The 25,767-nt window shown below is 67.3% G+C and carries 16 protein-coding genes; 8 read left to right on the forward strand and 8 right to left on the reverse strand.

What is annotated here, in order from left to right; genetic code table 11:
• The first annotated feature begins 156 nt into the window (after window positions 1-156).
• Complete coding sequence (locus V3B64_RS00730) at window positions 157-12,531, forward strand: filamentous haemagglutinin family protein (RefSeq protein ID WP_329913358.1); 12,375 nt, start codon at window positions 157-159, stop codon at window positions 12,529-12,531.
• 284 nt (window positions 12,532-12,815) lie between these two features.
• On the opposite strand, the gene V3B64_RS00735 is transcribed toward V3B64_RS00730, so the two are convergent.
• The 3 genes from V3B64_RS00735 to gspH are packed head-to-tail and all read right to left on the reverse strand — an operon-like array spanning window position 12,816 to window position 14,232.
• The gene (locus V3B64_RS00735) at window positions 12,816-13,430 is read right to left on the reverse strand and encodes a prepilin-type N-terminal cleavage/methylation domain-containing protein (RefSeq protein ID WP_329913359.1); all 615 of its coding nucleotides are present in this window, start codon (window positions 13,428-13,430) and stop codon (window positions 12,816-12,818) included.
• A complete protein-coding gene (gene gspI / locus V3B64_RS00740) occupies window positions 13,427-13,777 on the reverse strand; it encodes a type II secretion system minor pseudopilin GspI (RefSeq protein ID WP_329913360.1) in 351 nt (116 codons plus the stop codon). The genes V3B64_RS00735 and gspI overlap by 4 nt, the downstream gene beginning before the upstream one ends.
• Before the next feature lie 8 nt (window positions 13,778-13,785).
• The gene (gspH, locus tag V3B64_RS00745; protein WP_121503635.1) at window positions 13,786-14,232 is read right to left on the reverse strand and encodes a type II secretion system minor pseudopilin GspH; all 447 of its coding nucleotides are present in this window, start codon (window positions 14,230-14,232) and stop codon (window positions 13,786-13,788) included.
• Window positions 14,233-14,336: 104 nt separating this feature from the next.
• On the opposite strand from gspH, the gene V3B64_RS00750 reads away from it, so the two are divergent.
• Window positions 14,337-14,801 (forward strand): general secretion pathway protein, encoded by a 465-nt coding sequence (locus V3B64_RS00750; protein WP_183080173.1) that lies wholly within the window; start codon window positions 14,337-14,339, stop codon window positions 14,799-14,801.
• A 100-nt stretch (window positions 14,802-14,901) separates the two neighbouring features.
• Here V3B64_RS00750 and V3B64_RS00755 read toward each other — a convergent pair whose 3' ends face one another.
• On the reverse strand, window positions 14,902-15,237 hold the full coding sequence (locus tag V3B64_RS00755; protein ID WP_329913361.1) for a hypothetical protein: 336 nt from the start codon (window positions 15,235-15,237) through the stop codon (window positions 14,902-14,904).
• 201 nt (window positions 15,238-15,438) lie between these two features.
• Here V3B64_RS00755 and V3B64_RS00760 point away from each other — a divergent pair, with 201 nt between their 5' ends.
• The 6 genes from V3B64_RS00760 to V3B64_RS00785 all read left to right on the forward strand — a co-directional run bounded on the left by V3B64_RS00760 (window position 15,439) and on the right by V3B64_RS00785 (window position 22,219).
• A complete protein-coding gene (locus tag V3B64_RS00760; RefSeq protein WP_049399765.1) occupies window positions 15,439-17,055 on the forward strand; it encodes a ShlB/FhaC/HecB family hemolysin secretion/activation protein in 1,617 nt (538 codons plus the stop codon).
• Between the two features lie 38 nt (window positions 17,056-17,093).
• Entirely contained in the window at window positions 17,094-18,878 is a 1,785-nt protein-coding gene (locus V3B64_RS00765; protein WP_329913362.1) for a DUF2341 domain-containing protein, read from the forward strand.
• A 10-nt stretch (window positions 18,879-18,888) separates the two neighbouring features.
• Window positions 18,889-19,302, forward strand: a complete 414-nt coding sequence (locus V3B64_RS00770) for a biopolymer transporter ExbD (RefSeq protein WP_005409874.1) — start codon at window positions 18,889-18,891, stop codon at window positions 19,300-19,302.
• A gap of 39 nt (window positions 19,303-19,341) precedes the next feature.
• Window positions 19,342-20,004 carry a cell envelope integrity protein TolA gene (locus tag V3B64_RS00775; protein ID WP_317216742.1) on the forward strand — a complete coding sequence of 221 codons (663 nt, stop codon included), beginning with the start codon at window positions 19,342-19,344 and terminating at the stop codon, window positions 20,002-20,004.
• 42 nt (window positions 20,005-20,046) lie between these two features.
• Window positions 20,047-21,792, forward strand: a complete 1,746-nt coding sequence (locus V3B64_RS00780) for a putative porin (RefSeq protein WP_329913363.1) — start codon at window positions 20,047-20,049, stop codon at window positions 21,790-21,792.
• Window positions 21,793-21,889: 97 nt separating this feature from the next.
• Window positions 21,890-22,219 (forward strand): hypothetical protein, encoded by a 330-nt coding sequence (locus tag V3B64_RS00785; protein WP_005409871.1) that lies wholly within the window; start codon window positions 21,890-21,892, stop codon window positions 22,217-22,219.
• 131 nt (window positions 22,220-22,350) lie between these two features.
• Here V3B64_RS00785 and V3B64_RS00790 read toward each other — a convergent pair whose 3' ends face one another.
• The 4 genes from V3B64_RS00790 to V3B64_RS00805 form a co-directional block, all read right to left on the reverse strand.
• The gene (locus V3B64_RS00790; RefSeq protein WP_329913364.1) at window positions 22,351-23,745 is read right to left on the reverse strand and encodes an ATP-binding cassette domain-containing protein; all 1,395 of its coding nucleotides are present in this window, start codon (window positions 23,743-23,745) and stop codon (window positions 22,351-22,353) included.
• Between the two features lie 126 nt (window positions 23,746-23,871).
• A complete protein-coding gene (locus tag V3B64_RS00795) occupies window positions 23,872-24,261 on the reverse strand; it encodes an OsmC family protein (protein ID WP_329913365.1) in 390 nt (129 codons plus the stop codon).
• Window positions 24,262-24,376: 115 nt separating this feature from the next.
• The gene (locus V3B64_RS00800; RefSeq protein ID WP_005409869.1) at window positions 24,377-25,018 is read right to left on the reverse strand and encodes a hydrolase; all 642 of its coding nucleotides are present in this window, start codon (window positions 25,016-25,018) and stop codon (window positions 24,377-24,379) included.
• Window positions 25,019-25,072: 54 nt separating this feature from the next.
• Entirely contained in the window at window positions 25,073-25,753 is a 681-nt protein-coding gene (locus V3B64_RS00805; protein ID WP_071227966.1) for a hydrolase, read from the reverse strand.
• Window positions 25,754-25,767: the final 14 nt, after the last annotated feature.

Genomic DNA, 25,767 nt, shown 5'->3' on the forward strand with positions numbered 1-25,767 from the left:
GCGAGGTCGGCGCCTTTTTTTTGTGGTCGCGCCGAATGTGAAGAAGCTGTCGTTTTTCCGGCGCGGACAACGTCTATCTGATAGTGCCCGGCGATGCCTGCGGGCAGTCGAATCTCTCCTATGCCGCAGACCGTCCGTCGGTCGCTCGAGGTCCTGATGTCGCACCTGCACTCGCCTGTTCCGCACACTGCGCCGCACCGCCATCCGATGGCCTGGGCCATCGCGCTTGCGCTGGGCGCCACGCCCATGCTGCCTGCCCAGGCGCAGCAGGCATTCTCGCCAGGCTGGTTTGCCGACCGCGGTGCAGCGCAGGGCGCAGCCGCGCAGAGCGGGCGCATGCCCAACGGTGTGCCGATCCAGTTCCAGTTGCCTGTCCAGCAACAGGATGCAGCGCGACAGAAACTGCAGCAGTCGATCGACAATCTGGGCACCGCCGCGCAGGCCATTGCGTTGCAGCAGCGCTTGCAGGAGCAGGCGCGCACGCAGCAGCGCGCCGCCGGGTTCGTGATTGCTGACGGCCTCGGCAAGGACGGCCTGAAGGTTGATGAGAATCCGCTGACCCGTGGCTGGGTGAATGCGCGCGAAGCGATCCAGTCGCAGGGCAGCGACGGCAAGGTGCAGGTCAGCATCGAGCAGACCGCCGACCGCGCGATCCTGAACTGGGAAACCTTCAACATCGGCGGCAACACCACGCTCGATTTCAAACAGAATGCGGACTGGGCGGTGCTGAACCGGGTCAATGATCCGAGCGCGCGTCCGAGCCAGATCCTCGGCCAGCTGAAGGCCAACGGCACCGTGTTCGTGGTCAATCGCAACGGCGTGGTGTTTGGTAACAACAGCCAGGTCAACGTGGGCAATCTGGTCGCGGCAGCGACACGGATCAGCGATGGCCAGTTCCGTGACAACGGCCTGTACAGTGCCGACAACAACACCGCTGCGCTCACCGATGCCTTCGGCAAGGTCCTGGTTGAGCAGGGCGCACGCATCACCACGCAGGCGCCTGCCTCGGCCACCCGCGGCGGTGGCTATGTGCTGCTGGCCGGCCACACCGTGGAGAATGCCGGCCAGATTGAAACGCGCAAGGGCCAGACGCAGCTGGCTGCGGGCGACTCGTTCGTGATTCGCCGCGGCGTGGGTACCGCGCAGAACACCGCCTCGACCACGGCCGGCAACGAGATCGCGCCGCGCATCGCGGCCGGCAGCAGTGCCGGCAGCGTGCGTAACAGTGGCCTGATCCAGGCGCGCGAGGGCGACATCACTCTGGCCGGGCGCAGGGTGGAACAGGCCGGCGTAGCCGTGGCCACTACCACGCTGGACCAGCGCGGCACGGTGCACCTGCTCAACGCCATCAGCGACCGTGCCGGTACGGTCACCCTGGCCAGCGGCGCGACCACGGCGGTGCTGATCGAAGACGATGGCAAGAACACGGCCCTGGACAGCCGCCGTGATGCGTTGGTCAAGGCTTCGGCCGAGCAGGACCTGCTGCGCGGCGCCAGCAGCACTGGCACATTCGACAATCTCTCGCGCATGCAGGACCGGCGTGACCAGTCACGCGTGGAGATTGTGTCCGGCGGCGACGTGAATTTCCAGGACGGTTCGCTGACCGTGGCCACCGGCGGTCAGGTGGTAGCGGAAGCCGCACGCCGGACTTACGCCGGCAATGCCGCGCGCATTGATGTGTCCGGTGCGGTGGGCGTGCGGGTTGCGATGGAGAGCAACAACGTCCAGGTGAAGGTGCAGGGCAACGAACTGCGTGATTCGCCCGACAACCGCGACAGCGGCAAGCTGATCAGCAGCGAGGTCTGGATCGATCGCCGCCAGCTGCAGCACGTGGCCGCAGGCACCGGTGGCAACACCGCCGAGCGCTGGTATGCCGGTGGTGGCCTGCTGGAAGTCGGGGGGTATCTCGACAACCAGGGCCATTCGATCGGCGAATGGGCCGCGCAGGGCGGTACCGTGCAATTGTCCGGCAGCGAAGTGGTCACCCATGCCGGCTCGAGGATCAACCTGGCTGGCGGCAGCCTGGATGTGCAGAGCGGTGCCATCAAGCAGAGCTGGTTGCGTGGCACCGACGGTCAGCTGTACCGGCTGGATGATGCGCCGGCCGAAATGCGGTACGACGGCTTGTATCGGGGCTTTGAAGTAAAGCAGGAGCGCTGGGGAGCCACCGATGTGTTCCGCAATCCGCTGATCGGTGCCGAACAGCGGGTGGAGAACGGCTATACCGTGGGCCGCGACGCGGGCCGTCTGCTCGTGTCCGCGCCCAGTGCGGTACTGCAGGGTCAGGTGGCGACCGATACTTTCCAGGGTGCGCAGCAATCGAAGACACCCGATGCTGCGCGCGACGGCTACGCGCAGGCGCAGACCGCCGTAGCGCGCAATGCCCAGCTGTGGCTTGGGCGCTACGACGGCAACGGCAGAAACGCGGTGTTCGACACACAGGTGCGGATCGTCGATGGCGGGCTGCCTGCCGCCGACGTGTCCCTGCAGGCGCCGCTGCAACAGGAGCAGCGCAATACGCTGTGGCTGGATGCCAACCAGCTCAGCGCGCACCAGTGGGGACGCATCGATCTGGCCAGCGGTGGCAGCATCGCGGTGGAGGGTGCGCTGCGCCTGCAGGACGGTGGCCAGCTGGTGCTCACGGCCGCCGATGTACTGCTGGGGGGTGACATTCAGATCGCGGGTGGACAGGTGCAGGCGGGCAATGAACTGACCCGCGTGGGCGCTCCCGCCGCCTGGCTGCTGCAGGGCGGCCGTTCGCACGTGGCCCTGGCGGAGGGCACGCGCATCGATCTCAGTGGCCGCTGGGTGAATGCGTTGCTGGAACCGGCGTCCAGCCCGGGCATGGCGTGGACTGACGGCGGCAAGCTGCGGCTGCAGAACAGCCATGATGTTGTGGTGCCGGGCAGCGACGTGCGCGTCGATGGCGGCGGTCGGGTTGATGCAAAGGGCAAGGTCACGATCGGCAAGGGCGGCGACGTCAGCCTGCAGGCAGCGAGCGTGGCCGACAGCAGTGGACGGGTCGGTCGCCTGCAGCTGTCCGGCGATGCACGCTTGAGCGCGCTCGGCGGCGGCAGCGGTACGCTGTCGTTGGGCGATGGTGGACGTATCGTGATCGGCGGGCAGCCGGCCGACGGCGCACTCACCCTGCAGGAGACCCTGTTCAACAAGGGCTTTGCCAGCTATGACATCAATGGCCAGCAAGGTGTGGAGGTGGCGGACGGAGCCATCGTCGCCGTGCGCATGCCGGGCCTGCGCCTGGCCGAAGCAGCGATGCAGGCACGCGACCGGCACGACGCATTGCAGGTCTGGTCGGCACCCCTGTACAGCGCGGATCCGATCACCGGCAGGTTCAGTCAGCGCAACGGTGCGAGCCTGACGCTGCGTTCACAGCAGGGCGAGGCCGGTGGTGATCTGCGCATCGGTCGCGGCGCCCTGGTCAGCGTGGATGCCGGTCAATCGATCACCCTGCGCGGCGCGGGCAGCATCACGGTTGATGGCAGCCTGAAAGCGGCGGGTGGCCGCATCCGCCTGGATGACATTCGCGAACCGACCAGCCTGTTCGATTCGCAGCGCAACGAGCACACCTACCGCATCGGTGCACAGGGTGTACTCGACGTCAGCGGTGAAGCCTTCACTGCGCGTGATGCCAGTGGCCGCCTGCGCGGGCAGGTGCGCAAGGGGGGCAGCATCGAGATTGGAGGCGCGCTCGACTGGGACGGCCAGGACAACGTGCCTGACCGGCCGGTGGATGCATTCGTGGTGGTTGAACGCGGTGCGAAACTGCTGGCCAACGGCAGTTCGGCGCAGCTGGACATCGATGGCGCCGGCCGCCAGGATGTGGCCAGCGATGGCGGCACCATCGTGGTGCGCTCGGCCAATGCGCTGTACTTGCAGGGCGCTCTGCAGGCCGCTGCAGGCGGCGCCGGCGCGCAGGGCGGAACCCTGGGTATCGCCTTCGGAGGCAGCATCCATGCGGGCGGTGCCAGCGAAGATGTGTTGGCGCCGCGCGCCATCGTGCTCAGCCAGGACGATCGCGAGCAGGCCGTGCCGGCGAAGCTGCAGTACGGGCACGCACGCCTGTCGGCGGCGCAGGTCGGTGCCGGTGGTTTCGACAATCTTTCGCTGTTCGGCAACGTGCGTGCCGAAGGTGATGTGGAACTGCGCCTCGGCCAGAGCCTGCGCTTCCAAGGTCTGCAACAGGATGGGCTGGGCATGCTGCAGGGCGGCAGCGCTGGCGGCCTGCTTGCGCTGAGCGCGCCCTACGTGCGCTTGGCGCAGAGCAGCTGGTTGAGGCTGCCTGGCGATACCCTGGTCGGTACCGCTGCCGTGGCGGTGGATACCGGTCGCCAGCATCGCTTCAGTGTGGATGCGGACCTGATCGACCTGCGCAATACCACCTGGCTGGCGGGGTTCGATGACGTGCAACTGCGCAGTCGCGGCGATCTGCGCTTCCTGGGCAGTGGCGCAGCGCTCGGCAGTACCGGCGCGCAGCTGATCGCGCCGCGCAGCCTGGACGTAACCGCAGCGCAGCTGTACCCGGTGGCCGATGCGGGCGGCGTGCTGGCGGCCGGTGTGTCGCAGCCGGGCAGTGCGATCAGCCGCTGGGATGATGCCGAAGGCATCGTGCGCATCCATGGTCTTGGCGGGGCGGTTCCAGTCCTGCCGTTGTCGGTGTCCGGCGGCCTGTCAGTGGTGGCAGCGACCATCGAGCAGGGCGGCATCCTCCGGGCGCCGTTGGGCGCCATCACCCTGGGTGGTACCGATGCCGACGGGCGCCGGGCCGGCTCGGTGACGCTGCTGCCCGGAAGCGTGACCTCCACCAGCGGCGCGGGGCTCAGTGTGCCGTTCGGTGGCACCGTCGATGGCGTGGACTGGCGCAGGGACGGCAGCGCCCATGCCATACCGCCGGTAGGCGGTGTCGCGCCCGGCGCGGACCCCAAGGGCATCGCCATCATCAGCAGCCGTACCGAGGTGGCCGAAGGGGCGCTGCTGGATCTCTCCGGCGGCGGCGAGTTGACCGGTGCTGCCTTTGTCAGCGGCCGCGGTGGCTCGGTCGACATCCTGCGCCATGCATTGGCCGATGCCAATCCGCGTTATGGCTTCAGCGAATCGGCCAGTCCGGTATATGCGATCCTGCCCGGCTACACCGGCAGTGCAGCGCCGCTGGGATTGAGTGACGGCTCGCTGGACCCTGGCATTGGCCAGCAGATCACGATTCCCGCAGGCGTGCCTGGATTGCCGGCTGGCACCTACACGTTGTTGCCGGCCAGCTTCGCGCTGCAGCAGGGCGCGTTCCGGGTGGAGCTGGGGCGCACCGGCGCGGTCGGTATCGGTGCACCGCTGGCCACCGGCACCGGCTCCTGGATGGTCGGCGGACACACGGGGTCGACGCTGGGTGGCCTGCGTTCGCCCTTGCTGACCGCGTTGCTGCTGACCCCGGCCGATACCGTTCGCCGGCATTCCAGCTACAACGAGACCAGCTACAACGCATTCGTGACCACGTCGGCACAACGGCTGGGCACGCCGCGCGGCTGGCAGACCGTCGATGCCGGCACGCTGCGCCTCGGGCTTGGCAATGGCGCCGGCAGGGACGGCACGCCCGCTGTGAGTTTCCAGGGCCAGACCCGGTTTGCGCCGGCGGCGGGCAGCGCCGGCATTGGCGGTTCGGTGGAAGTGAACCTGGTCAACCGGCTGGGTGAACTGGAAGTGGTGGCGGCCGGTCGCACGCCCAGTTCTACTGGCAATGGTGCCACCATCGAGGCGGACGTGCTCAACGCGTTGCAGCCCTCGCGCCTGGTGCTCAACGCACAGGTCCGCGCGACCAGCAACCAGCGCCTGCAGGTGGCCGGTGTCGGCCAGAACCTGGTGTTGCGGGACGGCGCGGTCCTGCGTGCGCCTGAGGTGATTCTGGGGGCGGTGGCCGGAGGCAAGGGCGTGCGCGTGGAGGCAGGCGCAGGCGTCGACACGCTCGGTCGCGGCGCCGCTCCGTTGCCCGACAACGCCGGCTTCTACTACCAGGCCGAAGGCGGAGTGATGGTGGTGTCCAACGGGCGCACCGATCTGCTGGCCGCGCCCTTGCGCGAGGGAGCCGATCCGTCGCTGGTCAGCTTCGACATCGGCACCTGCGACCCGGGCCGTCAGTGTGCGGGCCAGGCACGATTGGTGTCGGAGGGAAGCATCAACGTCGCCACCAATGGCGGCCTGCAGCTGCGCGACACGGCCAGCTACGGCACCCGCCAGCTCGGCGTCAGCGTGGCGGCGATCAATCTGGGCAGCGACGATGCCATCGCGCAGGCCGCCGCGGCCGCCGCTTTGCCGCCGGGCATGCTGATGAACCAGCAGGTGCTGACCACCTTGCTGCGCGGCAATACCGCCACCGGCGCACCGGCACTGGAGACGCTGAAGCTCTCGGCGGCCGAGTCAATCAATGTATTCGGCAGTGTCGATCTTGATACGCGCGACAGCGCGACCGGCAAGTCGAGCCTGCGCACCCTGGTGCTGGGCGCACCGGCCATCCATGGCTATGGCAACAGCAGCGACCGTGCGCGCATCTTCGCCGGCAACCTCACCTGGGCCGGTGCACTTGCGGCAAGTGGGTTTGCGGATTCGAATGCCGCGCAGCCCGGCGGGGCGGCGATGGTCGACCGCCTTGGCAGTGGCCAGCTGGACATCATTGCCGATACGTTGCGGCTCGGCCCGGCGCCACAGTCGTGGCCCGCCTCGGAGGTCGTGGCCGGACGCCAGGTCCTCGGCTTCGCCGGGGTGAACCTGCGTGCCGCACAGCAGGTGGTCTTCGCCGGCAATGGTGCGTTGAATGTGCATCAGTTCCAGGGCGCCTACGACCCAGTCAAGGGCTGGACCTACAGTGGCGGCAACCTCGATATCCAGGCACCGCTGGTCACTGCCGAAGCAGGCGCGAAGCTGGCGGTGACTGCTGGTGGCACGCTGCGCGTGCACGGCGCAGGCGCCTCGACGGCGGCCGATGCTCTGGGCGCAGAATTGACGCTGGACGCCGACGATATTCTCCTCGACACCCGTATCGCGCTGGCCTCGGGCCGCCTGGCGGCCACGGCGGCCCGCTCGGTGCAGCTTGGCAACAGCGCCAACCTCGATCTGGCCGGGCGCAAGGTCAGCCTGTTCGATGTGGATACCTACAGTGTCGGCGGTGACGTCACGCTGACAGCAACGGAAGGTGACGTGCGCAGCGACGCAGCATCGCGCGTCGATCTGTCGGCGCAGAACAACCGCGCGGGTCGTCTCACCGTGACCGCGCTGGGTACTGCCGGCGGGCATGTCGACCTGGCAGGACGGCTGCTTGGCCAGGCCAGCGGCACGCTGGACGCAGGTGGCAGCCTGGTGCCGTATGAGAACGGTGAGCTGGTGGTGCGCGCACGTGAACTGACAGACTTCAGTGGCCTCAACCAGCGCCTTACCCGCGACGGTGTCACTGGAGCGCGCAGCTTCCAGATCAAGCAGGGAGACCTGCTGATCGGCGACGAAGTGAAAGCGCGCAAGGTGGATATCAGCGTCGACGGTGGTGCGCTGCGGGTGCTCGGGCGCATCGACGCCAGCGGCGACCAGGTTGGCAGCATCCGCCTGGCCGCGCGCGATGGCCTGCAGTTGGACGGAAGCCTGGACGCCCACGGCACGGCACTGCGTGTGGACAGCTATGGCAAGATCATCGACAGCCCGAACCGTGCCATCGTCGAGCTGGAAAGCCGCGATGGGCGCGTGCAGCTGGGTTCGGCGGCGCGGATCGATCTTCGCAGCGGCACCGGCGTTGCCGTCGGTACCGGAGCAGGGCAGAACGATGGACGCGCCCGCGGCACGTTCGTGCTGAACGTGCCGCGAGTGGGCAGCGACGATGCCGGCGTCGATACCGGCAGTGGCGTGCAGGTACTCGGCGCGCGCGATATCTTCGTGACCGGCGTGCGCCGCTATGACGACGCACCCCTGGCTGACACGGCGGATGTGAACGGCCGACGTGGCCAGCTGGTTACCCGGTCGTGGCTGGATACGGTGGTTGACCCAGCCAACATTGCATGGATGAATGCCGCGCTGGGCAATGCCGGGCTGTCGGCACGGCTGGCCACACTGGGGACCGTGCGCCTGCGTCCCGGCGTGGATGTCGTCGGCGCGATCTCGTCCAGCAACCCGCATGGTGATCTGACCGTCGGCGGCGATATCGATCTTTCCGGCTATCGCTACGGCCCGCAGGCCAATCGACAGGACCCCGCGCGACGCGGCTTCGGTGAGGCGGGCGCGTTGCGCCTGCGCGCAGCCGGCGACCTGTTCATCCATGGCAGCATCAACGACGGCTTTGCGCCGCCACCTGCCAGCCCGGATGATCGCGGTTGGCAGCTGGTGCCCGGACAGAGTTTCGGTGCCGGCATTACACCGTTCGGCAGTGACATCCTGGTGCCCAATGACAACGTCGTACTGGAGGCCGGTACGCGCTTCCCGGCGGGTGCCGTGCTGAATTACGCGATTGCGGTGCGCGATGCGGTGCTGCCTGCCGGCACCACGTTGCCGGTGGAGATGACGCTGGGGCAGGCACTTACGTTGCCGGCAGGCTATGTGCTGCCGGCCGCGGTTACGCTGGCCGATGGTCAGGTGCATGCCGCAGGCAGCGTGCTGGCGCAGGCGCTGCAGCTGCCCGCTGGTTCGCGCCTGGGCGCGGGCTTCCAGCTGCGCAGCGAGGCCAACGTAAGGGCCACGACCTGGCCGGCCGGCGCGCGATTGCCGACGGAGCTGCGACTGGCGACGCGCACCCCGTTGGCGCGAGGTTCACTGATTCCGGCAATGACCACGCTGGAGCTGGCCGGTGGGCAACCGATCAACCTGCGCCCGGTGGGCAGCGATGGTCGACAGGGACGCAACTGGGCGTTGGCGCAGATGTTGCCCGAGGGCACCACCTCGTGGGATCTGACCGCCGTTGCGGGCGCCGATACCGAGGCGGCCGACCCGCGCGCACGGCGGATCGGCAGCGGCGATCTGGTGATGGCCGATACCCATTACGGCGTTGTGCGTGCGGCTACCATGGTCTCCACGTTCGTGCGCGAACAACGGGTGACCGCCCTGGGCGCGCAGCGCGAAGGAGTGGATGCAAGCTGGGTCGGCAAGCCGGTGAAGGCGCTGGCCGAGCACCTGGGCAAGCCCGAGTCTGCGATCTGCGCGGCTGGCAGCAGCTGCGAGGCGGCACCTTTCTTGTTCACGGCGCAAGGTGCCGATGAAATGGGCGATCCGTCGCTGGTCGGCATGCCCGTGAAGGAAACTGCCGAGATGTTCGGGATGACCGAAGAGGAGCTGTGCGGTTCGGTCAGTTCGGGCATCTGCGTGATGCCCGGCGAGATGCGTGACGTGGCGACCATGGGTCAACCGAAACATGGCACGCCGCTGTGGAGCGTGCTGCGCACCGGCAGTGGCGACCTGCAGTTGATGGCCGGCCGCGATCTGTCGATGCGCTCGGTGTACGGCGTCTATACCGCGGGAACGCCGACCGCGCTGGGTAATGGCCTCGATGCCCGTTTCCAGTCCGAGCGCGCGCCGCCGTCCGGACGCGAGGCATTGCTCGGGCTGCAGCAGTCCAGCGGTGACTATGACGCGGCACTTGCCGCCTATCGCGCGTGGTATCCGGATCACGGCGGCAACCTGAGCATCGCGGCCGGCCGCGACGTGACCGGGGCAACATGGGGTGCGCTGTCGTCGTCCGGCTCGGTGGCGGGTGACCTGGCCAACCACGCCAGCGGCGCGGTTGCCAACTGGCTGTGGCGCCAGGGCACAGGTGCGGTTGCGGGCGTCGAGCAGCAGCCTGTCGCCTGGTGGATCAACTTCGGCACTTACGCCAATGTGTCCACGTTCTCCAACCCCAGTCCACGCATGGTCGGCTTCACCGGCTTTGGTACGTTGGGTGGCGGCAATCTGGAGATTGATGCGGGCAGGCATGCCGGTGTGACCGATGCCAAGGGTGACGCGCTGAAGAACACAAGCAGCACCCGTTTCTCCACCGCGATCAACGCAGCCGTGGGCTCGACCGGACGTGTTGATGATGGGCGGCTGGTGCTGACAGGTGGTGGCGATCTGAGCCTGCGCGCCAGCGGTGCACTCAACCCGAACCTGATGGCCACCACGATCAATCACGTCAGCAACGAGCAGGACCTGGAACTCAATGGCACATTCACGAACCTGCGCGGCAGCCTGAGTCTTGAGGCCTCCCGCATTGGCGGCAGTGCCGTCGGCATCTCCCAGTACACTGATCCCAGCAGTGGCCTGCGCCCCAGCGATCCGTTCCGCGCTTTCGGTGGCAAGGCGATGGGTGGTCCGGTGCTGGTGCTGGGCGACGCCGTGGCAAACCTGCACGCCCGGGGCGACGTCATCCTGGGCGGCGTCGCCGATGCCGGCCGTGTGGTGCAATTCAATGCGCCGCAGGTGGCGCTGGCGGGAGGCGGTCTTGCGGCGGGTACTACCGGCTTCTCGCTGTGGACCGCGGCCACGGCAGTAAATCTGGTTTCGTTCGGCGGCGACGCCACCCCGCTGACAGCGCATGCCAGCACCCCGGGGCAGAATCTGCGATCGGAATCCACCGGCGACAATTTCGCCTACTGGATCTATCCCTCCAGGCTGCAGGTGCAGGCCACCAGCGGCGACATCAAGTTGGGCGAAGGCGGTGAGAACAACATACTGCTTACCGCTCCTTCCCCTACGGGCAGCATGCAGTTGCTGGCTGGCAATTCGATCATCGCCGGCGATCGGTCACCGTACATCAGCAGCTCTGGTGCGGACACTCGCCTGCCATCCCCGTTCGATCCGGTGTTCACCGCACGGGACGCGAAGGGCACCGAATTGCTCGGCAACATTTCGCCCGATGGCATCAATGCTCGGGTACCCACATGGGGCGATGCCATACCGCTGTTCGCCTTTGGGCCGAACCGTCCCATGGCGGCGGTGGCACGCACCGCCGGGGGCACGCCGAACCGCTTCTACGCAGGCTCGGGCGACATCATCGGTCTGCGCACGGGCGAACAATGGATGCTGAACGCCGCCGGTGGCAGCCGCCGCACCGTTCGCGAGTGGATTGATGTGGCTGCGCCGGTGCAGCTGCGTGCAGGCCAGGACATCCTGTCCAGCACCGTCCTTGCGTTGAACAACAGTGCCAGCGATGTCACGGTGCTGCAGGCCGGGCGGGACATCGTGCATGCCAACGTCACCGTATACGGCAGCGGCAATGTCGATGTCAGCGCCGGCCGTCAGCTGCGCCAGGAAGACCGCGGCAGCATCGCCAGCCGCGGCGGCCTGGTGCAGGGCGACACGCGCCCGGGTGCCAGCATCGCGATGACCGCCGGCAACCAGCAGGTCGACTTCGGCGCCGTGCGTGCACGCTACCTGGATGCGACCCGGCTGGCCGATCCCGCGCAGACACTGGCGTCGCAGCCGGGCAAGGTGGTCAAGGTCTATGACAAGGAACTGAAGCAGTGGCTGCTGGAGCGCTTCAACATCAGCGCTGACGGCGCGCAGGCACTGGCCCTGTTCGACACACTGCCACAGGAGCAGCAGCGCATCTTCCTGCGCCAGGTCTACTACGCCGAACTGCGCGAGGGCGGCCGCGAGTACACCGATGCGGATGGCCCGCGCGTAGGCTCCTACCTGCGGGGCCGCGAGGCCATCGCCACCTTGATGCCGGACAAGGATGCAGCGGGCAAGACGATCCAGCGCACCGGCGATATCGTGATGTATGGCGGCGCCGGCGTACGCACCGAGGCCGGTGGCAACATCGAGCTGATGGCGCCGGGCGGGCAGATCGTGGTGGGCGTGGTTGGCGAGGCGCCGCCGGCAAGCGCGGGCCTGGTGACCCAGGGGCAGGGCGACATCCGGCTGTTCAGCCAGGACAGCGTGCTGTTGGGCCTGTCGCGGGTGATGACCACCTTTGGCGGTGACATCCTGGCCTGGTCCGAACAGGGCGACATCAATGCGGGCCGTGGCTCGCGCACCACGCTGGTGTATACCCCGCCACGCCGCCTGTACGACCGTTGGGGCAACGTCAGTCTGTCACCGCTCGCACCGGTCAGCGGTGCCGGCTTCGCTACGCTGGACCCGATTCCCGAAGTGCCGCCGGGCGACGTCGACCTGATCGCGCCGCTGGGCACCATCGATGCGGGCGAAGCGGGCATCCGTGTCTCGGGCAACATCAACCTCGCCGCACTGCAGGTGCTCAACGCGGCCAACATCCAGGTGCAGGGCGAGAGCAAGGGCCTGCCGGTGCTGGCCACGGTGAACGTCAATGCGCTGGCGTCGGCCAGTGCTGCAGCGAACAGTGCCAGCCAGGCCGCACAGGACGTGATGCGCAAGAGCCAGGACGACGCACGGCGCAACCAGCCGTCAGTGATCAGCGTGCAGATTCTCGGCTTCGGCAGCGGCACCAGCAGCATTGCGCCGCCGGCGCGCGGCACGACCGCCAACAGCGGCTACGACGCCAACAGCGCCTTCCAGTTCCCGCAGGCAAGCCGCGACGAAGGCACGCAGCGCCGATAGGCATAGCACGCCCCGGTAGGTGCCGACCTTGGTCGGCACGCATTGCCCGATGCAGCGCATCGGGCTGCAGCATCGGGCCAGCCGCCAGGGAACGGTGGCGGCCCCAGCCAGGACGGCACGGAGGGCAGGGAGCGGCCATCAGCGGTGAGGACCACCGACACAGCGCCGCCGGGTGCAGGAGAGCACCCGGCGGCAGGAGGGACGCGCGCATGTGTCACGGTAGATGCCGACCTTGGTCGGCAGTAGATCCACGCCATGCGTGGATGCGGTGCCACGAACCAATCCTAAAGCTCCAGCACCCGCCGGTAACTCAACGGCCCACGCCCGTCGCGCAGGCCCAACCGCAGTTCAAGTCCGGTGGCCGGCAATACCTCGCCCTCGCTCGGCAACACGGCCCATCCCGTTCCAGCCTGCCACGCCCGCACCTCGAACCGCTGCACCTCGCGCGCCACCGCAATGCCCTTCGACGGATCCGGTGCGGGCAGGGGATACCGGTCCGTAGCCGCACCACTGGCCCGCCACAGCGTGCTGCCCTGCCGCCACCAGCGCACCCGCTGCCAGTGCAGCCCATCACTGCCGACACTGCGGGTGATCTCCAGCGCGAAGCTGCCATCCGGGTGCCGCTCGCTCACCAGCGACGGGGGCAGCAATCGCTGCGGACGATCTGCCGGGCGCACCGCGCCATTCATCAGCGCATCGTCGGCACGCATTTCAATATCGCGCTGGAACTGCTGCAGCACGCGCAGCGCCGTCGTGGTCTCGGCATCGGCCTGGCGCAGGCGCTGGTCGCTGTTGGCCACGCTGTCCAGCGCACGCCAGCAGATCAGCGCCAGCACGCCCATGATGGTGATCGCGATCATCACCTCGATCAGGGTGAAGCCGCGTGCGGCGCGCTTCATTGCGCCGCCGTCCACGGCAGCTGCATCCGCGCCAGCGACTGTCGCGGTGCATCTTCGGCCACCACGGTCAATTCCAGTTGCGGCTGCCCGTCTCTGCCAGTGCCCAGATGCTGCAGGACCAGGAAGCTGCCGCGTCCCTGCACACAGCGCTGCAGCGCATCCTGCGGTGGCTGCCCGGCGAGGCGCAGCTCCTGCCAGCGGTCCTGCGCGCACAACAGCGCCAGGCGACGGTCGCGCAGCCGTGACTGATCGTCGGTCGCCACTGCCACCGAGCGCATCACCGCAGCCAGCGCAATCGAAACGATCGCCAGTGCGATCAGCACTTCGATCAGGGTGAATCCGCGCATATTCCGCTTCACTGCACGACCTGCAACTGTCCGCTGCCATCATCACGAAGACGCAGTGCGCGGCCGTCCAGCGACAGTCCAAGCTCCCAGGCGGTACCGATCCACTCCGGGCTCAGCTCGATGGCGTTGGTGGGCTGCACCACGATGCCTGCAGCCTGCCACTTCTGTGGACGCAGCAGATCATCGCGTTCAACGGTGACCCAGCGGCTGCCTTCGAGGCGGCTGAAACGATAGCCGGCTGCGTCGGCCTGCCAACGCAGGGGGCGGCCATCGATGCGGGCCTCGTCGCGCGCCACCTGCAGGCGCTGCGCCAGTCGTTCGCCTTCCTGCCGCAGCTGGCGCGCGGGGTCTAGCAGACTGCCCAGGCCCAGGCCGATGCCTGCCGTGCAGATGCCGATGATCACCAGCACCACCATCAGTTCCAGCAGGGTGAAACCACGCGGGATGCGTCGCATCGACATTGCCTCCTGTCCCTTGCCGATGCGTGCCAGCGTAGGCCCGCATGATGAAACAAAAGCGTCAGCCGCACCTGCTAGCGTAGGCGGACACGAACGTGGCGATGATGTGGAACATGGACGGCAGGCGCTGGGATCGGAATCGGATGTTGACCCTGCTGGCGGCGACGCTGCTGCTGGCCGTGGTGGCTTATTGGAGCGTCACCTTGTCTGCGGTGGCACCAGCGGCGGCCGCGAGCGAAGCGCATGCCGAGGCGCCGGTACGGCCGATGTTCGATGCAGTGGCCAGCCTGCCACTGGTGCGACTGCTGTCGCCCGGTGCGGTGCAGACCGAGGTGGTCGTGCTGGGCGTGATGGCGGGTGACCATGCGCCATTGGCCCTGCTCTCGGTAGATGGACGCCCAGCGGAAGCGTATGCGCCCGGCCAACGACTCGGACCCTGTACGGTACTGGCCAGCATCAGCGCCAGCGCTGTGGAACTGAACCAGGCCGGGCAAACGCGCAGCCTGCCGGTGCCTGAGCTGCCGCCGGTGCCGACCGATGGCATCGTGCCGGGCGGGTCCCTGTAGAGCCGAGCCCGCGCTCGGCTGCGTCTGGAAGAACAGTCGAGCAAGGCTCGACTCTACAAAATCCAGCCGAGCGCGGGCCCGGCTCCACAGCTGCGCAGGCTCAGCGCGCCGGACGCTGCGGTTCCACCGAACGACCAAAGGCATCGCCCATGCGCTGTCGTGTGCCTTCCAGGTTGTACTGCATCAGCTGGTTGCCCGGCTGCCGCATCAGGCGTTCGGCTTCAGGCAGCGCCGGTGACTTCGCCGATTTCGGCGCCGGGGCCAGTTTGCGTTGCAGGCACTCCCAGGCGGGAATGCGCGCGCCGTTGACCTGTACTTCGATGCAGGGTGCGGCATCGTCCTGTTTCTTCGCCTCTCCGGCCCAGGCCGATGGCAACGCCAGCAACAAGGCAAGGGCGAGGGCAGGGCGAAGGCCCGCCTCCAACGACTCACTCATCTTGAATCTCCTGCGAAAACCGACGCTCAGCAATGAAGACGTATGGCGAAGACAGTGTCCGCCTGCAACTGTTCCGGCGCTGTCAAAAGATGACAGTGCTGTCACAAAACTATTGGCGGCTTTGACGCGACGTACACGTCCTGTTGGTAGACCCACGCGCCGCTCCCTGGCCACTCCCTTCGATACGACGCGATGCCTTCGATGACTCCTGTTCCGTGCCGAGCCGTCCGCCTTCCGCTGCGCCTGCATCCGCTGGTGCTGGCTCTGGCCGCGATGCCGCTGCCATTGTTCGCGCAGGACGCGGCGCCTGCGCCCAGCGTGAACATCAATGAATACATCGTGCGCGGCAACACCGTGCTCGATCCGCGCCAGATCGAACGTGCGGTGGAGCCGTTCCTTGGCCCGGGCAAGACCCTGGCCGATGTCGAGAAGGCGCGCGATGCCGTCAATGCGCTGTACCAGCAGGCAGGCTACCAGTCGGTCTACGTCGAGCTGCCCGAGCAGCAGGTCAGTGGTGGCGTGGTGCTGCTGAAGGTGCAGCAGACGCCGATCGGGCAGCTGCGGGTCGTAGGCACGAAGCACGAATCGCCCGAACGCATCCGCGAACGCGTGCCGGCACTTGCCGAGGGCAAGGTGCCGGACTTCGACCAGGCGCAGAAGGAACTGACCGCGCTGAATGAAGGCGGACGTCGCCAGGTGATGCCGCTGGTGCGAGAGGGCCAGGTGCCGGGCACGATGGATGTGGACCTGCAGGTCGAGGAGAAGTCGCCGTGGCGTGCCAGCGCGGCGCTCAACAACGACCACAGCGCCGATACCGAGAAGCTGCGCCTGAGTGCATCGCTGGCCTACGACAACCTGTGGAAGCGCGGCCATAGCGCCAACATCGGCGTGTACCTGGCGCCGGAAGATACCAAGCAGGCCAAGGTGTTCTCGGCCTCGTACATGATGCCGTTCGAGGGCACGCCGTGGAGCCTGGAAGCGTCCGGCTACAAGTCCGACAGCCGCGTGCTGAACGCGGGTGGGCAGGTGGGTACCGGCACCGGAACCAATGTAATCGGCAACGGCCATTCGATCGGTCTCAAGCTCAACTATCGACTGGCCGGCAGCAGCCAGTGGTGGCGCCAGCTCAGCCTCGGCGTGGACTTCAAGGACACCGAGGAAGACACGCAGATGGGCAAGGAGAGCCTGAAGACGCCGCTGAAGTACGCGCCGATCACCCTGGCGTTTGTCGGTGTGCGCCAGGGCGAGCAGGATCAGTTGAGCATCAATACCCAGCTGGTGGCCGGTACCCGCCGCCTGTTCGGCTATGGCAGCGATGCCATCGGATTCGGGCAGAAGCGCTACTGGGCGGACCCCAGTTTCATCGCGTTCAAGGCCGATGTGGCCAACACCCACACCTTCGGCAGCGATTGGCAGTGGTACGCGCGCGGCTCGCTGCAGGTGACCGACGCACCGCTGGTGTCGGCCGAGCAGTTCGCCGCCGGTGGCATGTACACCGTGCGCGGCTATCTGTCGGCCGAGGCGATCGGCGACTACGGCGGCCTGGCCAGCCTGGAATGGCGTACCCCGGCGTGGTCGCTGTGGAGCGGCACGGATCTGCGCGTCTACAGCTTTGCCGACGCCGCCTACCTGCGCCTGCGCCAGCCGCTGCCCGAGCAGCGTGACAAGTACAACCTGGCCTCGGTCGGCCTGGGCGCGCAGCTGCGCCTGGGTGAGCACCTGCAGCTGCGCCTGGACTACGCCTGGCCTTATGCCGATGGCCCGGTCACGCGCAAGGACGACCCGCGCCTGCATTTCAACATCAGCACCAGTTACTGACCCTTCCCTTGAACATGCGTTCTCCGGAGACCCTTCGCATGGACCGTTTGCTTTCCCGAGTGTTGTTGCTGCTGGCCGCGCTGGTTGCGTTGCCTGCTGCTGCGGCCGATGCCAATTGGTGGCAGGCCGAATGGAAGTACCGCAAGCCGATCACCGTCGACGCCGGCCCGCAGGGCGCGGGCCTGGCCGGTGACCCGGGCCGCACGCCGCTGCTGCTGCGCCTGCATACCGGCAACTTCGGTTTCGACGGTACCCAGGACGCGGGCAACGACCTGCGCTTCGTGTCGGGCGATGGCCGCACCGTGCTGGCCCATCAGATCGAAAAGTTCGATCCCAAGCTGGGCCTGGCCCTGGTCTGGGTGGACGTGCCGGCAGTCAGCGCCGCCGCGCCGCAGACGATCTGGATGTACTACGGCAATGAGAAGGCACCGGCCAGCGGCAACGGCCAGCAGGTGTTCGACCCGGACTACACGCTGGTCTACCACTTTGCCGAGGCCAATGCGCCGGCGCGCGACACCACCGCTTACGGCAACAACGCCGGCGCCGTCGTGCCGCCGTCCGAGGGCGCGGTGATCGGTCGTGGCGTGCAGCTGGGTGCGGGCCCGCTGCCACTGCCCGCCAGCGCGTCGCTGGCCCAGGAAGCGGGTGCGCCGCTGACCGTCTCGGCCTGGATCAAGCCGGGCAGCAACAATGCGGCTCAAGCGATCTACGCCCGTCGTGATGGCGCGTCCGAGCTGGTGCTGGGTATCGAAAACCGGGTGCCGTTCGTGCAGCTCAACGGCCAGCGCAGTACGCCGGCGCAGCCGATTCCGGAAGGTCAGTGGGCGCACGTCGCGCTGACGGCGGAGAAGGGCGCGTTGCAGCTGTACCTCAACGGCCGTGTGGTCGCCCAGCTGAGTGGCGAGCTGCCGGCGCTGGGTACCGCGCCGGTGGTGGGCGCCGATGCCCCGGGTGCTGCACAGCCTTTGGCCAACTTCGAAGGCGCTCTGGATGAGCTGCGCATCTCGCGGGTTGCACGTCCGGCGGCGCTGCTGCTGGCCGACGCCACCGCGCAGGGCGCCGACTCGCGCCTGATCAGCTACGGCGCCGACGAGCAATCCGCCGGGCAGAGCCACTTCGGCTTCATTCTCAAGGCGATGCCGTTCGATGCCTGGGTGGTGGTCGCCATCCTCGGCCTGATGATGCTGATGTCATGGGCGATCATGATTGCCAAGAGCCGCCACTTCGGCCGCACCAGCAAGGCCAACGCGGTATTCACCGAGAGCTTCGGCAAGTTGTCCGGTGTGCCGCTGCGCACTCTGTCCGAGATGGACCGCCAGGGCAAGGCGCCGACCGCGATGCACGACGGCTCGCTGTGGCGCATCTACCAGGTGGCCATCGATGAAATGCAGCAGCGCCACCAGCGCGACGGCAACAGTGGCTACCTGAGTGGCGCCACCATCGCCGCGATCCGTGCCTCGATGGATGCGGTGATGGTGCGCGAGCAGGAAGCGATGGCACGGCGCATGAACTGGCTGTCGACCACCATCGAAGGTGCGCCCTACGTGGGCCTGTTCGGCACCGTAATCGGCATCATGCTGGTGTTCGTGGTGGCGGCGATGGCCGGCGCGGTGGACATCAACTCGGTGGCGCCGGGCATGGCTGCAGCGCTGCTGTGTACCGCAGCCGGCCTCGGCGTCGCGATCCCGGCGCTGTTCGGCTACAACTACCTGGGCGCACGCGCCGAGGCGATCGGCGCCGACATGGCGGTGTTCATCGACGAGTTCGCCGCGCGCCTGGCCGAAGAGCAGGACGGGCGCGGCCCGGCCGCGGTCCAGGGCTGAGGGGCGCACCATGGGCCAGAAGGCGAAGTTCGGCATCAAGAAGCGCGAGAAGGGCATCAACGTGACGCCCTTCGTCGACGTGCTGCTGGTGGTGCTGGTGATCTTCATCCTGACCAGCAACGCCTCCATTCCCGGCATCGAGGTCAATCTGCCGAAGGCCAGCAACAGCGTGGCCCTGGAAAAGCCGAAGACCAAGGCGATCACCATCGACCCCAGTGGCCAGGTGTTCCTGGATGCCTACCCGGTGACGATGGCCGAGCTGGAAGACCGGCTGCGCACCGAACGCGCGACCACGCCGGATTTCCCGGTGATCGTGCGCGGTGATGCGCAGGTGCAGTACGCCCGCGTGGTCGAGGTACTGGACCTGCTGCGGCGGCTGGAGCTGGCCCAGGTCGGCCTGGTCACCGGCAAGGCGCAGGGCTGAGGCATGACGGCCCATCAACCCCCTCGACCGGAGCCCGGCATGCGCGGTCGCCAGTTGCTGGTGACCGTCGCGCTGGTGCTGGCCGCGTTGCTGGTGCTCGGTATCGCGGTGTGGTGGCTGTTGTTCAAGGACACCGCCAGCACCCGCCGGCCGGTGGTGCAACCGCCGATGCTGGCGCTGCCACCCCCTCCGCCGCCGCCGCCGCCCCCGGAAAAACCACCGGAGCCGGAGACGCCGCCGGAAGAGACGATGCCCGAACCGGAGCCGCTGGATCAGCCGACGCCGGCCGAAGAGCCGACGCCGACGCCGGATAACAGCGATCCGGTGACGATGAATGCCGACGCGCAGGCCGGTGGTGACAACTTCGGTATCCAGTCCGGCAGTGGTGGCGGTTCGTCCGGCGTTGGCCGTGGTGGCGCCGGCAACGCTACCTACGGCCGCTACCTGGGCTACCTGATGCAGCAGGCGATCTCGCGCGACGACAAGGTCAAGCGCCTGGCGTTCCAGCTGCAGGTGAATGTGTGGCTGGCCAACGACGGCCGCCTGGAAAAGGTCGAACTGGTACGCGGCAGTGGCAACGAGGAGGCCGACGCGGCCGTGCTCGATGCCCTGCGTCGCATCGGCAAGGTCGACCAGGCACCGCCGCCGTCACTCGATTTCCCCGCTCGCGTCCTGATCCAGGGCCGCCGGCCCGGGGCCTGATTCCCGACCTCCGTGATTTCCCTTCTTTCGATGAGAACCGTGATGAACGACCACGTCCGCGCACGAACCGACTCCCGCCGCCCGCGGCCGGCCCGACGGGCGCTGCTGTGCTGCGCCGTGCTGCTCAGCCTGGCCGCCCCGGCCGGTGCGATGGCCGCCGAAACCACCATGGTCAAGCTGATCAAGGGCCTGATCGCCAGCGGTGCACTGAAACCCGAAGACGGCCAGGCGTTGCTGGTGCAGGCCGAGGCCGAAGCGGCGGCCGCACAGCGCACTGCAGCCACGGGCAGCACCGCGGCGAGCGGTGGCGTGGCACTGGAGGCCGGTGACGTGCGCGTGCCGTACGTACCGCAGAGCGTGCGCGACGGTATCCGTGACGAAGTGCGCCAGGACGTGATGGCGCAGGCGAAATCGGAAGGCTGGGCGGCACCCAACGAAGTGGCCGAGTGGACCAAGCGCATCAAGGTCACCGGTGACATGCGTGTGCGCAGCGAGTCGCGCTTCTACTCCGAGCGCAACAGCGACATCGTGAGCAACTGGTCGTCGATCAACGCCGGCAACGGCTTCGACACCAACACCAATACCAACCTGCAGCTGCCGCCGCTGCTGAACACCCGCCAGGACCGCCGCAACCTGTGGCGCATCCGTGCCCGCCTGGGCATCGAGGCCACCATTGGCCAGCACACCACGGCCGGCGTGCGCCTGGCCAGCGGCAGCAGCAATGGCCCGGTGTCGACCACCGAGCAGCTGGGTGGCGGCCTGAGCAAGAAGGACGTGTGGCTGGACCAGGCCTGGCTGGCCTACAGCCCGGCGGACTGGGTGACGGTGCGTGGCGGCCGCTTCGGCAATCCGTTCTGGACCAGCGACACGCTGTTCTCCAACGATCTCAACTTCGATGGCCTGGCCGCGAACCTGAGGTATGACTTCGATGGTGGCGACCTCGACCTGTTCGGCAACCTCGCGGTGGTACCGCTGGAGTACACCTCCGACAGCTCGCCGAGCCAGAGCAAGGTCAAGACTCCGAACGAGAACAAGTGGCTGTCCGGTGCCCAGGTGGGCGTGAACTGGCGCTTCAACGATGACAACGCGCTGCGTGCTGCGCTGGGCTACTACGACTTCAAGAACATCAGCGGTCGCCTGTCCTCAACGTGCTCGCTGTATTCGGGTGCGGTGGGCTGCGACACTGACTGGTCGCGCCCGGCGTTCATGCAGAAGGGCAACACCCTGATGCTGATCCGCAACATCGCGCGCAATCCGGTGGATCCGGCCGGTACGCCGACCCCGCAGTATGTCGGCCTGGCCTCGGCCTTCCGCCTGGCCACGCTGAACCTGCGCTGGGATACACAGCTGGCGCAGGGCATCGGTCTGCGCCTGGATGGCGACTACATCCGCAACCTGGCCTACGACAAGCAGGCCATGTTCAGTCGTGCCCAGAACGGCATCGTCAACAACTACGGCGCCGGCGATACTGTCGGCATCGATACCTTCCGCAGCGGCGACACCGCCTGGATGCTGCAGGCCACCTTCGGTGCTACCGAGCTGAAGGAGAAGGGCCAGTGGCAGGCACTGCTGGGCTACAAGCACATTGAGGCCGACGCGCTGCCCGACGCCTACAACGATCCGAACTTCCACCTGGGCGGCACCAACGCCCGCGGTTACTACGTGGGCGGTGCCTACGCGCTGGACGCGCGCAGCTGGATCAGCGGCAAGTGGATGGCGGCCAAGGAAGTGTCCGGTGCGCCGCTGTCGATCGACGTGTTCCAGCTGGAGTTCAACACCGGCTTCTGAGTGGCGACGTGATGCGGATCACGTAGTGCGTGGCGGGGGCGCAGCGATGCGCCCGTCTAAGGAAAGGAGACCACGCGTTGTTCAAAAGGAGGAGTGGATGAGCCGTCGCAAGCTGTTCGAAAGTCCCGAACCGTCCAGCCAGATGCTGGGTGTTGGACCGGCCTATGTTTCAGTGGAGGGCCTGCGCCAGCACCTGGCCGAGTTCCTGCTATACGCAGGCCGGCCGGTGGTGATCATGCGCGGGCGCAGCGAAGTGGGCTACTTCCTGCCGGCGCGCTGCTGGCGCCAGCGTGACGATGATCCGCTGGCGGCGGCTGCCGCCGACCAGCTGCTGGATGCGGCCGGCTTCCAGGCCGAGGACATCCAGCAGGTCGAGCAGGAATTCAACGCGATGCGCCAGCGCACCGTGCTGCATTCACGGCGCTGAGCCTTCCGTAGAGCCGGGCCCATGCTCGGCTTTTCGGGCGGTTGCACGCGACGTTGGCAACAGCCCCTGTCGTTGTCTTCGCCTCTACAGTAGATCCACGCCATGCGTGGATGGCACACGCCCGGCCGCAGCTACAACGCCAGCACCTGTCCCGGTTCCAGCGCCTGCAGAAATGCGTCGTCATGCGACACCACCACCAAAGTGCCCGGGAACACCCGCAGCACCTGCAGCAAGTGCATCCGCAGCGTCATGTCCAGGTTGTTGGTGGGTTCGTCCAGAACCAGCAGCGTCGGGGGTTTGGCCGCCATCAATGCCAATGAAAGCCGCGCCCGTTCGCCACCGGACAATGCGGACACGTGCGTCTGCGCCGTGGCGTCGCCGCGGAACAGGAAGTCGGCCAGGTGCAGCCGGCACTGGGTCTGGCTCCAGTCCGGCATCTGGGCAGACAGCGCCTGGAGAGGCGTGGCCTGCATCGGCAGGTCCCGGTAGTGCTGGTCGAGCAGGGCGATCTGATCAGCTGGCGGCAGCAACCAGTCACCATCACGGCGGATGCTTGGGTCGCCGCACAGCGCGCGTGCCAGCGTGGACTTGCCGCTGCCGTTGTCACCGGTGATCGCCAGGCGATCGCCGACATCCAGGCGCAGATGCAGTCCACCCAGCACCGTTTCCGTGGCATGCGCCACGCTGGCGTCGGTCAGCTGCACCACCACTCCCTCACGTCGCCAGCCGGCCGGCAAGGCGAAGGCAGGCTCGATGATGGTCTCGCGCTGCAGGTCATTGCGACGAGCCTCGATGTCTTCCTGCTGCTCACGGATCTGCAGTTGCTTGCTGCCGGCGGTGGTATTGCCACGGCCGAGCTTGGTGGCTGAACGGACGCCGCCCCACTTGCGCTGTTCGACCTTGCGCACGCCGCGTTCCCGCGAGCTCGCGGCGCGCTGCTGTTCGCGCATCAACGCCTCATGGGCCTGGCCGCGCTCCTGATCCAGCTGGCGCAGCTGCCGGTCGCTGGCCTCGCGTCGCTGCTGCAGGTCCGCCTGATAGTCGCGGTAGCGACCGCCGAAGTGGCTCACGCGCCCGCCACGTATGTGCCAGAGCTCATTACAGAGCGCATCGATCAGGGCTTCATCGTGGGTGGCCACCAACAGCGCGCCATGGAACTGGCGCAGGCGCGCGATCAGCGAGCGGCGTGCACTGCGGTCCAGGTGATTGCTGGGTTCATCCAGTAGCAGTACGTCGGGGTCGGCATCAAGCGCGCGGGCGAGCGCATGGCGCATCTGCTCGCCGCCGCTGCGAGAGGAGTCATCGAGCACGTGCTGCGGCACGTAGGCGATGCGTGCGCCATCGCGGCGGATGATGGTCCCGCCACTGGGCACCAGAGTACCGGCCAACATCTGCAGCAGGCAGCTCTTGCCGCTGCCGTTGTCGCCGATCAGGGCGATGCGGGCACCTGAGGGCAGGTGCAGATTGACGTCGGCCAGCAGGGCGCGGCCGTTGAAATCCAGATCCAAAGCATGGGCACGTAACATCGCGTGCGGTCCTCCTGTTGCTGCGCGCTCACTGCATCCGAACGCGGACGCGCAGCTTGGAACAGGGGCGAGGCCGGAACAAGCGAGGAACCGGCCAAGATCCGCCGCAGGTGGGCCAGACCTCCTTCAGCCGCGCTCGCTGGTGATCCGTGCACCTTCACGCATCACCAGCGTCACCGGGGTCTTCTCCACCACCTCCAGCAGGCGCTGCCATTGCGCATCGCTAAGCTCAGCGCTGGCGTGCAGCACGCGGTGCACATGGAGGCGTCCATCCGCATCGCGTTCCGAACGCAGCTCGGCATGGAACTCGCCCAGCTCCCAGTCCTTGCGTTGCGCATACATGCGCAGGGTGATGGCGGTGCAGGCGGCCAGCGAGGCCAGGTACAGATCGAAGGGCGCGAAGCCCTTGCCCTGGCCGCCCAGCGAGGCGGGCTCGTCCGCGTCTACATCAAAGCTTCCATTGCTGATGTGGTGCAGGTAGTTGTCGCCGGTCGAAACAATGCGTGCGTAGGCCATCGGAGTCTCCATCTGTCTCTAGCGTCGAGCCATGCTCGACCAACCCACTGTAGAGTCGAGCCGTGCTCGACTGCTCCAAAAGGCGGCGCCAGCCAAGGCCAGCGCCGCCACGAAATCACTCGGTACGATCGTACGAGAACTGGATGCCTGCCGTACCACCGGTTTCAATGAAGAGGTTCATGAACGCCGGCACCGTTTCCGAACGGGCCCAGTCGCGCTGCAGCTCGCAGAACAGCTGCGGCACGCTGATCAACTGGCCCCCGGCCTGTTCGATGCGGCGTAGTGCTGCGTCATGCGCCGCCAGCGAGGTACCGCCGACGGCGTCGACCACCACATACACTTCATAGCCTTCCTTCAACGCGTCCAGGGCCGGGAAAGTCAGGCAGGCCTCAGTCCACAGCGCAGTCATGATCAGCTTGCGACGGCCGGTCGCCTCCACCGCCTTGCGAAACTCGACGTCCTCCCAGGAATTGATGGTGGTGCGGTCGTAGGTGGGGTAGTCGCCCAGCACCTTGCGCAGTTGCGGAATCGGCGGCTTGTTCAGGCCGGTCTTGACGTTCACCGTCGAATGCACGATCGGCAGCCCGTAGGCCACTGCGGCCTTGGCGGTGCCGACGATGTTGTTGACCAGCAGCTGGCGGTCCATCGAGGCGATGGAGTTCACCTGCACCGGCTGGTAGTCGATGATGATGAAGGCGGAATTCTGCGGGGTCAGCAGGTGGTCGCTGGCCGGGTCGCGGATCGGTTCACTGGACATGGTGGGTCTCCGGTTGGGAGGGGGCCGGCGGCTGGCCGGCACCCCGGGGGCAGCTCAGCTGCGCTGCGAATCCAGCTGCTCCTGGTTCTTCTGCACGTCCTGCGCCTTCAGGTAGCTTTCGATCAGCAGCTGGTAGTTCGGGAAGATCTTCGTGTAGACCTCGGCCCACTGCTGGGCATCGTCGCGGTTCCAGCTGCGCTGGATTTCCGAGGCCACCGCGGCGGTGTCCATCGGCACCACGCCGGCCTGCACCACGCGGGCCAGGGTGATCTCTTCGGCCATCTTCGAATAGGTACCCGAGGCATCGATCACCGCGAACACCTGGTAGCCATCGGCCACGGCGGCGATCGACGGGAAGGCCATGCACACGCTGGTGATGGTGCCGGCGATGATCAGCTGCTTGCGGCCGGTGGCCTTCACTGCAGCAACGAATTCCGGGTTGTCCCAAGCGTTGATCTCACCCTTGCGCGCCACGTACTGAGCATGCGGGGCCGCGTCGTGGATCTCCGGGATCAGCGGGCCGTTCGGGCCCTGCGGGACCGAGGCGGTGGTGATCACCGGCATCTTTGCCAGCGTGGCCATCTTCGCCAGCGCAGTGGCGTGGGCGCGCACGCTGGTGAATGGCATGTCACCGATGGTCTGGAACAGGCCGCTCTGGTGGTCGATCAGCAGCATCGCGGCGTTGTCCGGATCGATCACCGGGCGGGCACCGTTGAAGTTGGCGGGGGTACTCATGTTCAGTCTCCTGG

It is taken from the genome of Stenotrophomonas sp. SMYL86 (genome assembly GCF_036320025.1).
GTDB classification, from domain to species: domain Bacteria; phylum Pseudomonadota; class Gammaproteobacteria; order Xanthomonadales; family Xanthomonadaceae; genus Stenotrophomonas; species Stenotrophomonas maltophilia_A.

Coding starts and splice junctions, on each gene's coding strand:
- V3B64_RS00730 (WP_329913358.1), top strand. CDS start 157: ATGTCGCACCTGCACTCGCCTGTTCCGCACACTGCGCCGCACCGCCAT.
- V3B64_RS00735 (WP_329913359.1), bottom strand. CDS start 13,430: ATGAAGCGCGCCGCACGCGGCTTCACCCTGATCGAGGTGATGATCGCG.
- gspI (WP_329913360.1), bottom strand. CDS start 13,777: ATGCGCGGATTCACCCTGATCGAAGTGCTGATCGCACTGGCGATCGTT.
- gspH (WP_121503635.1), bottom strand. CDS start 14,232: ATGCGACGCATCCCGCGTGGTTTCACCCTGCTGGAACTGATGGTGGTG.
- V3B64_RS00750 (WP_183080173.1), top strand. CDS start 14,337: ATGATGTGGAACATGGACGGCAGGCGCTGGGATCGGAATCGGATGTTG.
- V3B64_RS00755 (WP_329913361.1), bottom strand. CDS start 15,237: ATGAGTGAGTCGTTGGAGGCGGGCCTTCGCCCTGCCCTCGCCCTTGCC.
- V3B64_RS00760 (WP_049399765.1), top strand. CDS start 15,439: ATGACTCCTGTTCCGTGCCGAGCCGTCCGCCTTCCGCTGCGCCTGCAT.
- V3B64_RS00765 (WP_329913362.1), top strand. CDS start 17,094: ATGGACCGTTTGCTTTCCCGAGTGTTGTTGCTGCTGGCCGCGCTGGTT.
- V3B64_RS00770 (WP_005409874.1), top strand. CDS start 18,889: ATGGGCCAGAAGGCGAAGTTCGGCATCAAGAAGCGCGAGAAGGGCATC.
- V3B64_RS00775 (WP_317216742.1), top strand. CDS start 19,342: ATGCGCGGTCGCCAGTTGCTGGTGACCGTCGCGCTGGTGCTGGCCGCG.
- V3B64_RS00780 (WP_329913363.1), top strand. CDS start 20,047: ATGAACGACCACGTCCGCGCACGAACCGACTCCCGCCGCCCGCGGCCG.
- V3B64_RS00785 (WP_005409871.1), top strand. CDS start 21,890: ATGAGCCGTCGCAAGCTGTTCGAAAGTCCCGAACCGTCCAGCCAGATG.
- V3B64_RS00790 (WP_329913364.1), bottom strand. CDS start 23,745: ATGTTACGTGCCCATGCTTTGGATCTGGATTTCAACGGCCGCGCCCTG.
- V3B64_RS00795 (WP_329913365.1), bottom strand. CDS start 24,261: ATGGCCTACGCACGCATTGTTTCGACCGGCGACAACTACCTGCACCAC.
- V3B64_RS00800 (WP_005409869.1), bottom strand. CDS start 25,018: ATGTCCAGTGAACCGATCCGCGACCCGGCCAGCGACCACCTGCTGACC.
- V3B64_RS00805 (WP_071227966.1), bottom strand. CDS start 25,753: ATGAGTACCCCCGCCAACTTCAACGGTGCCCGCCCGGTGATCGATCCG.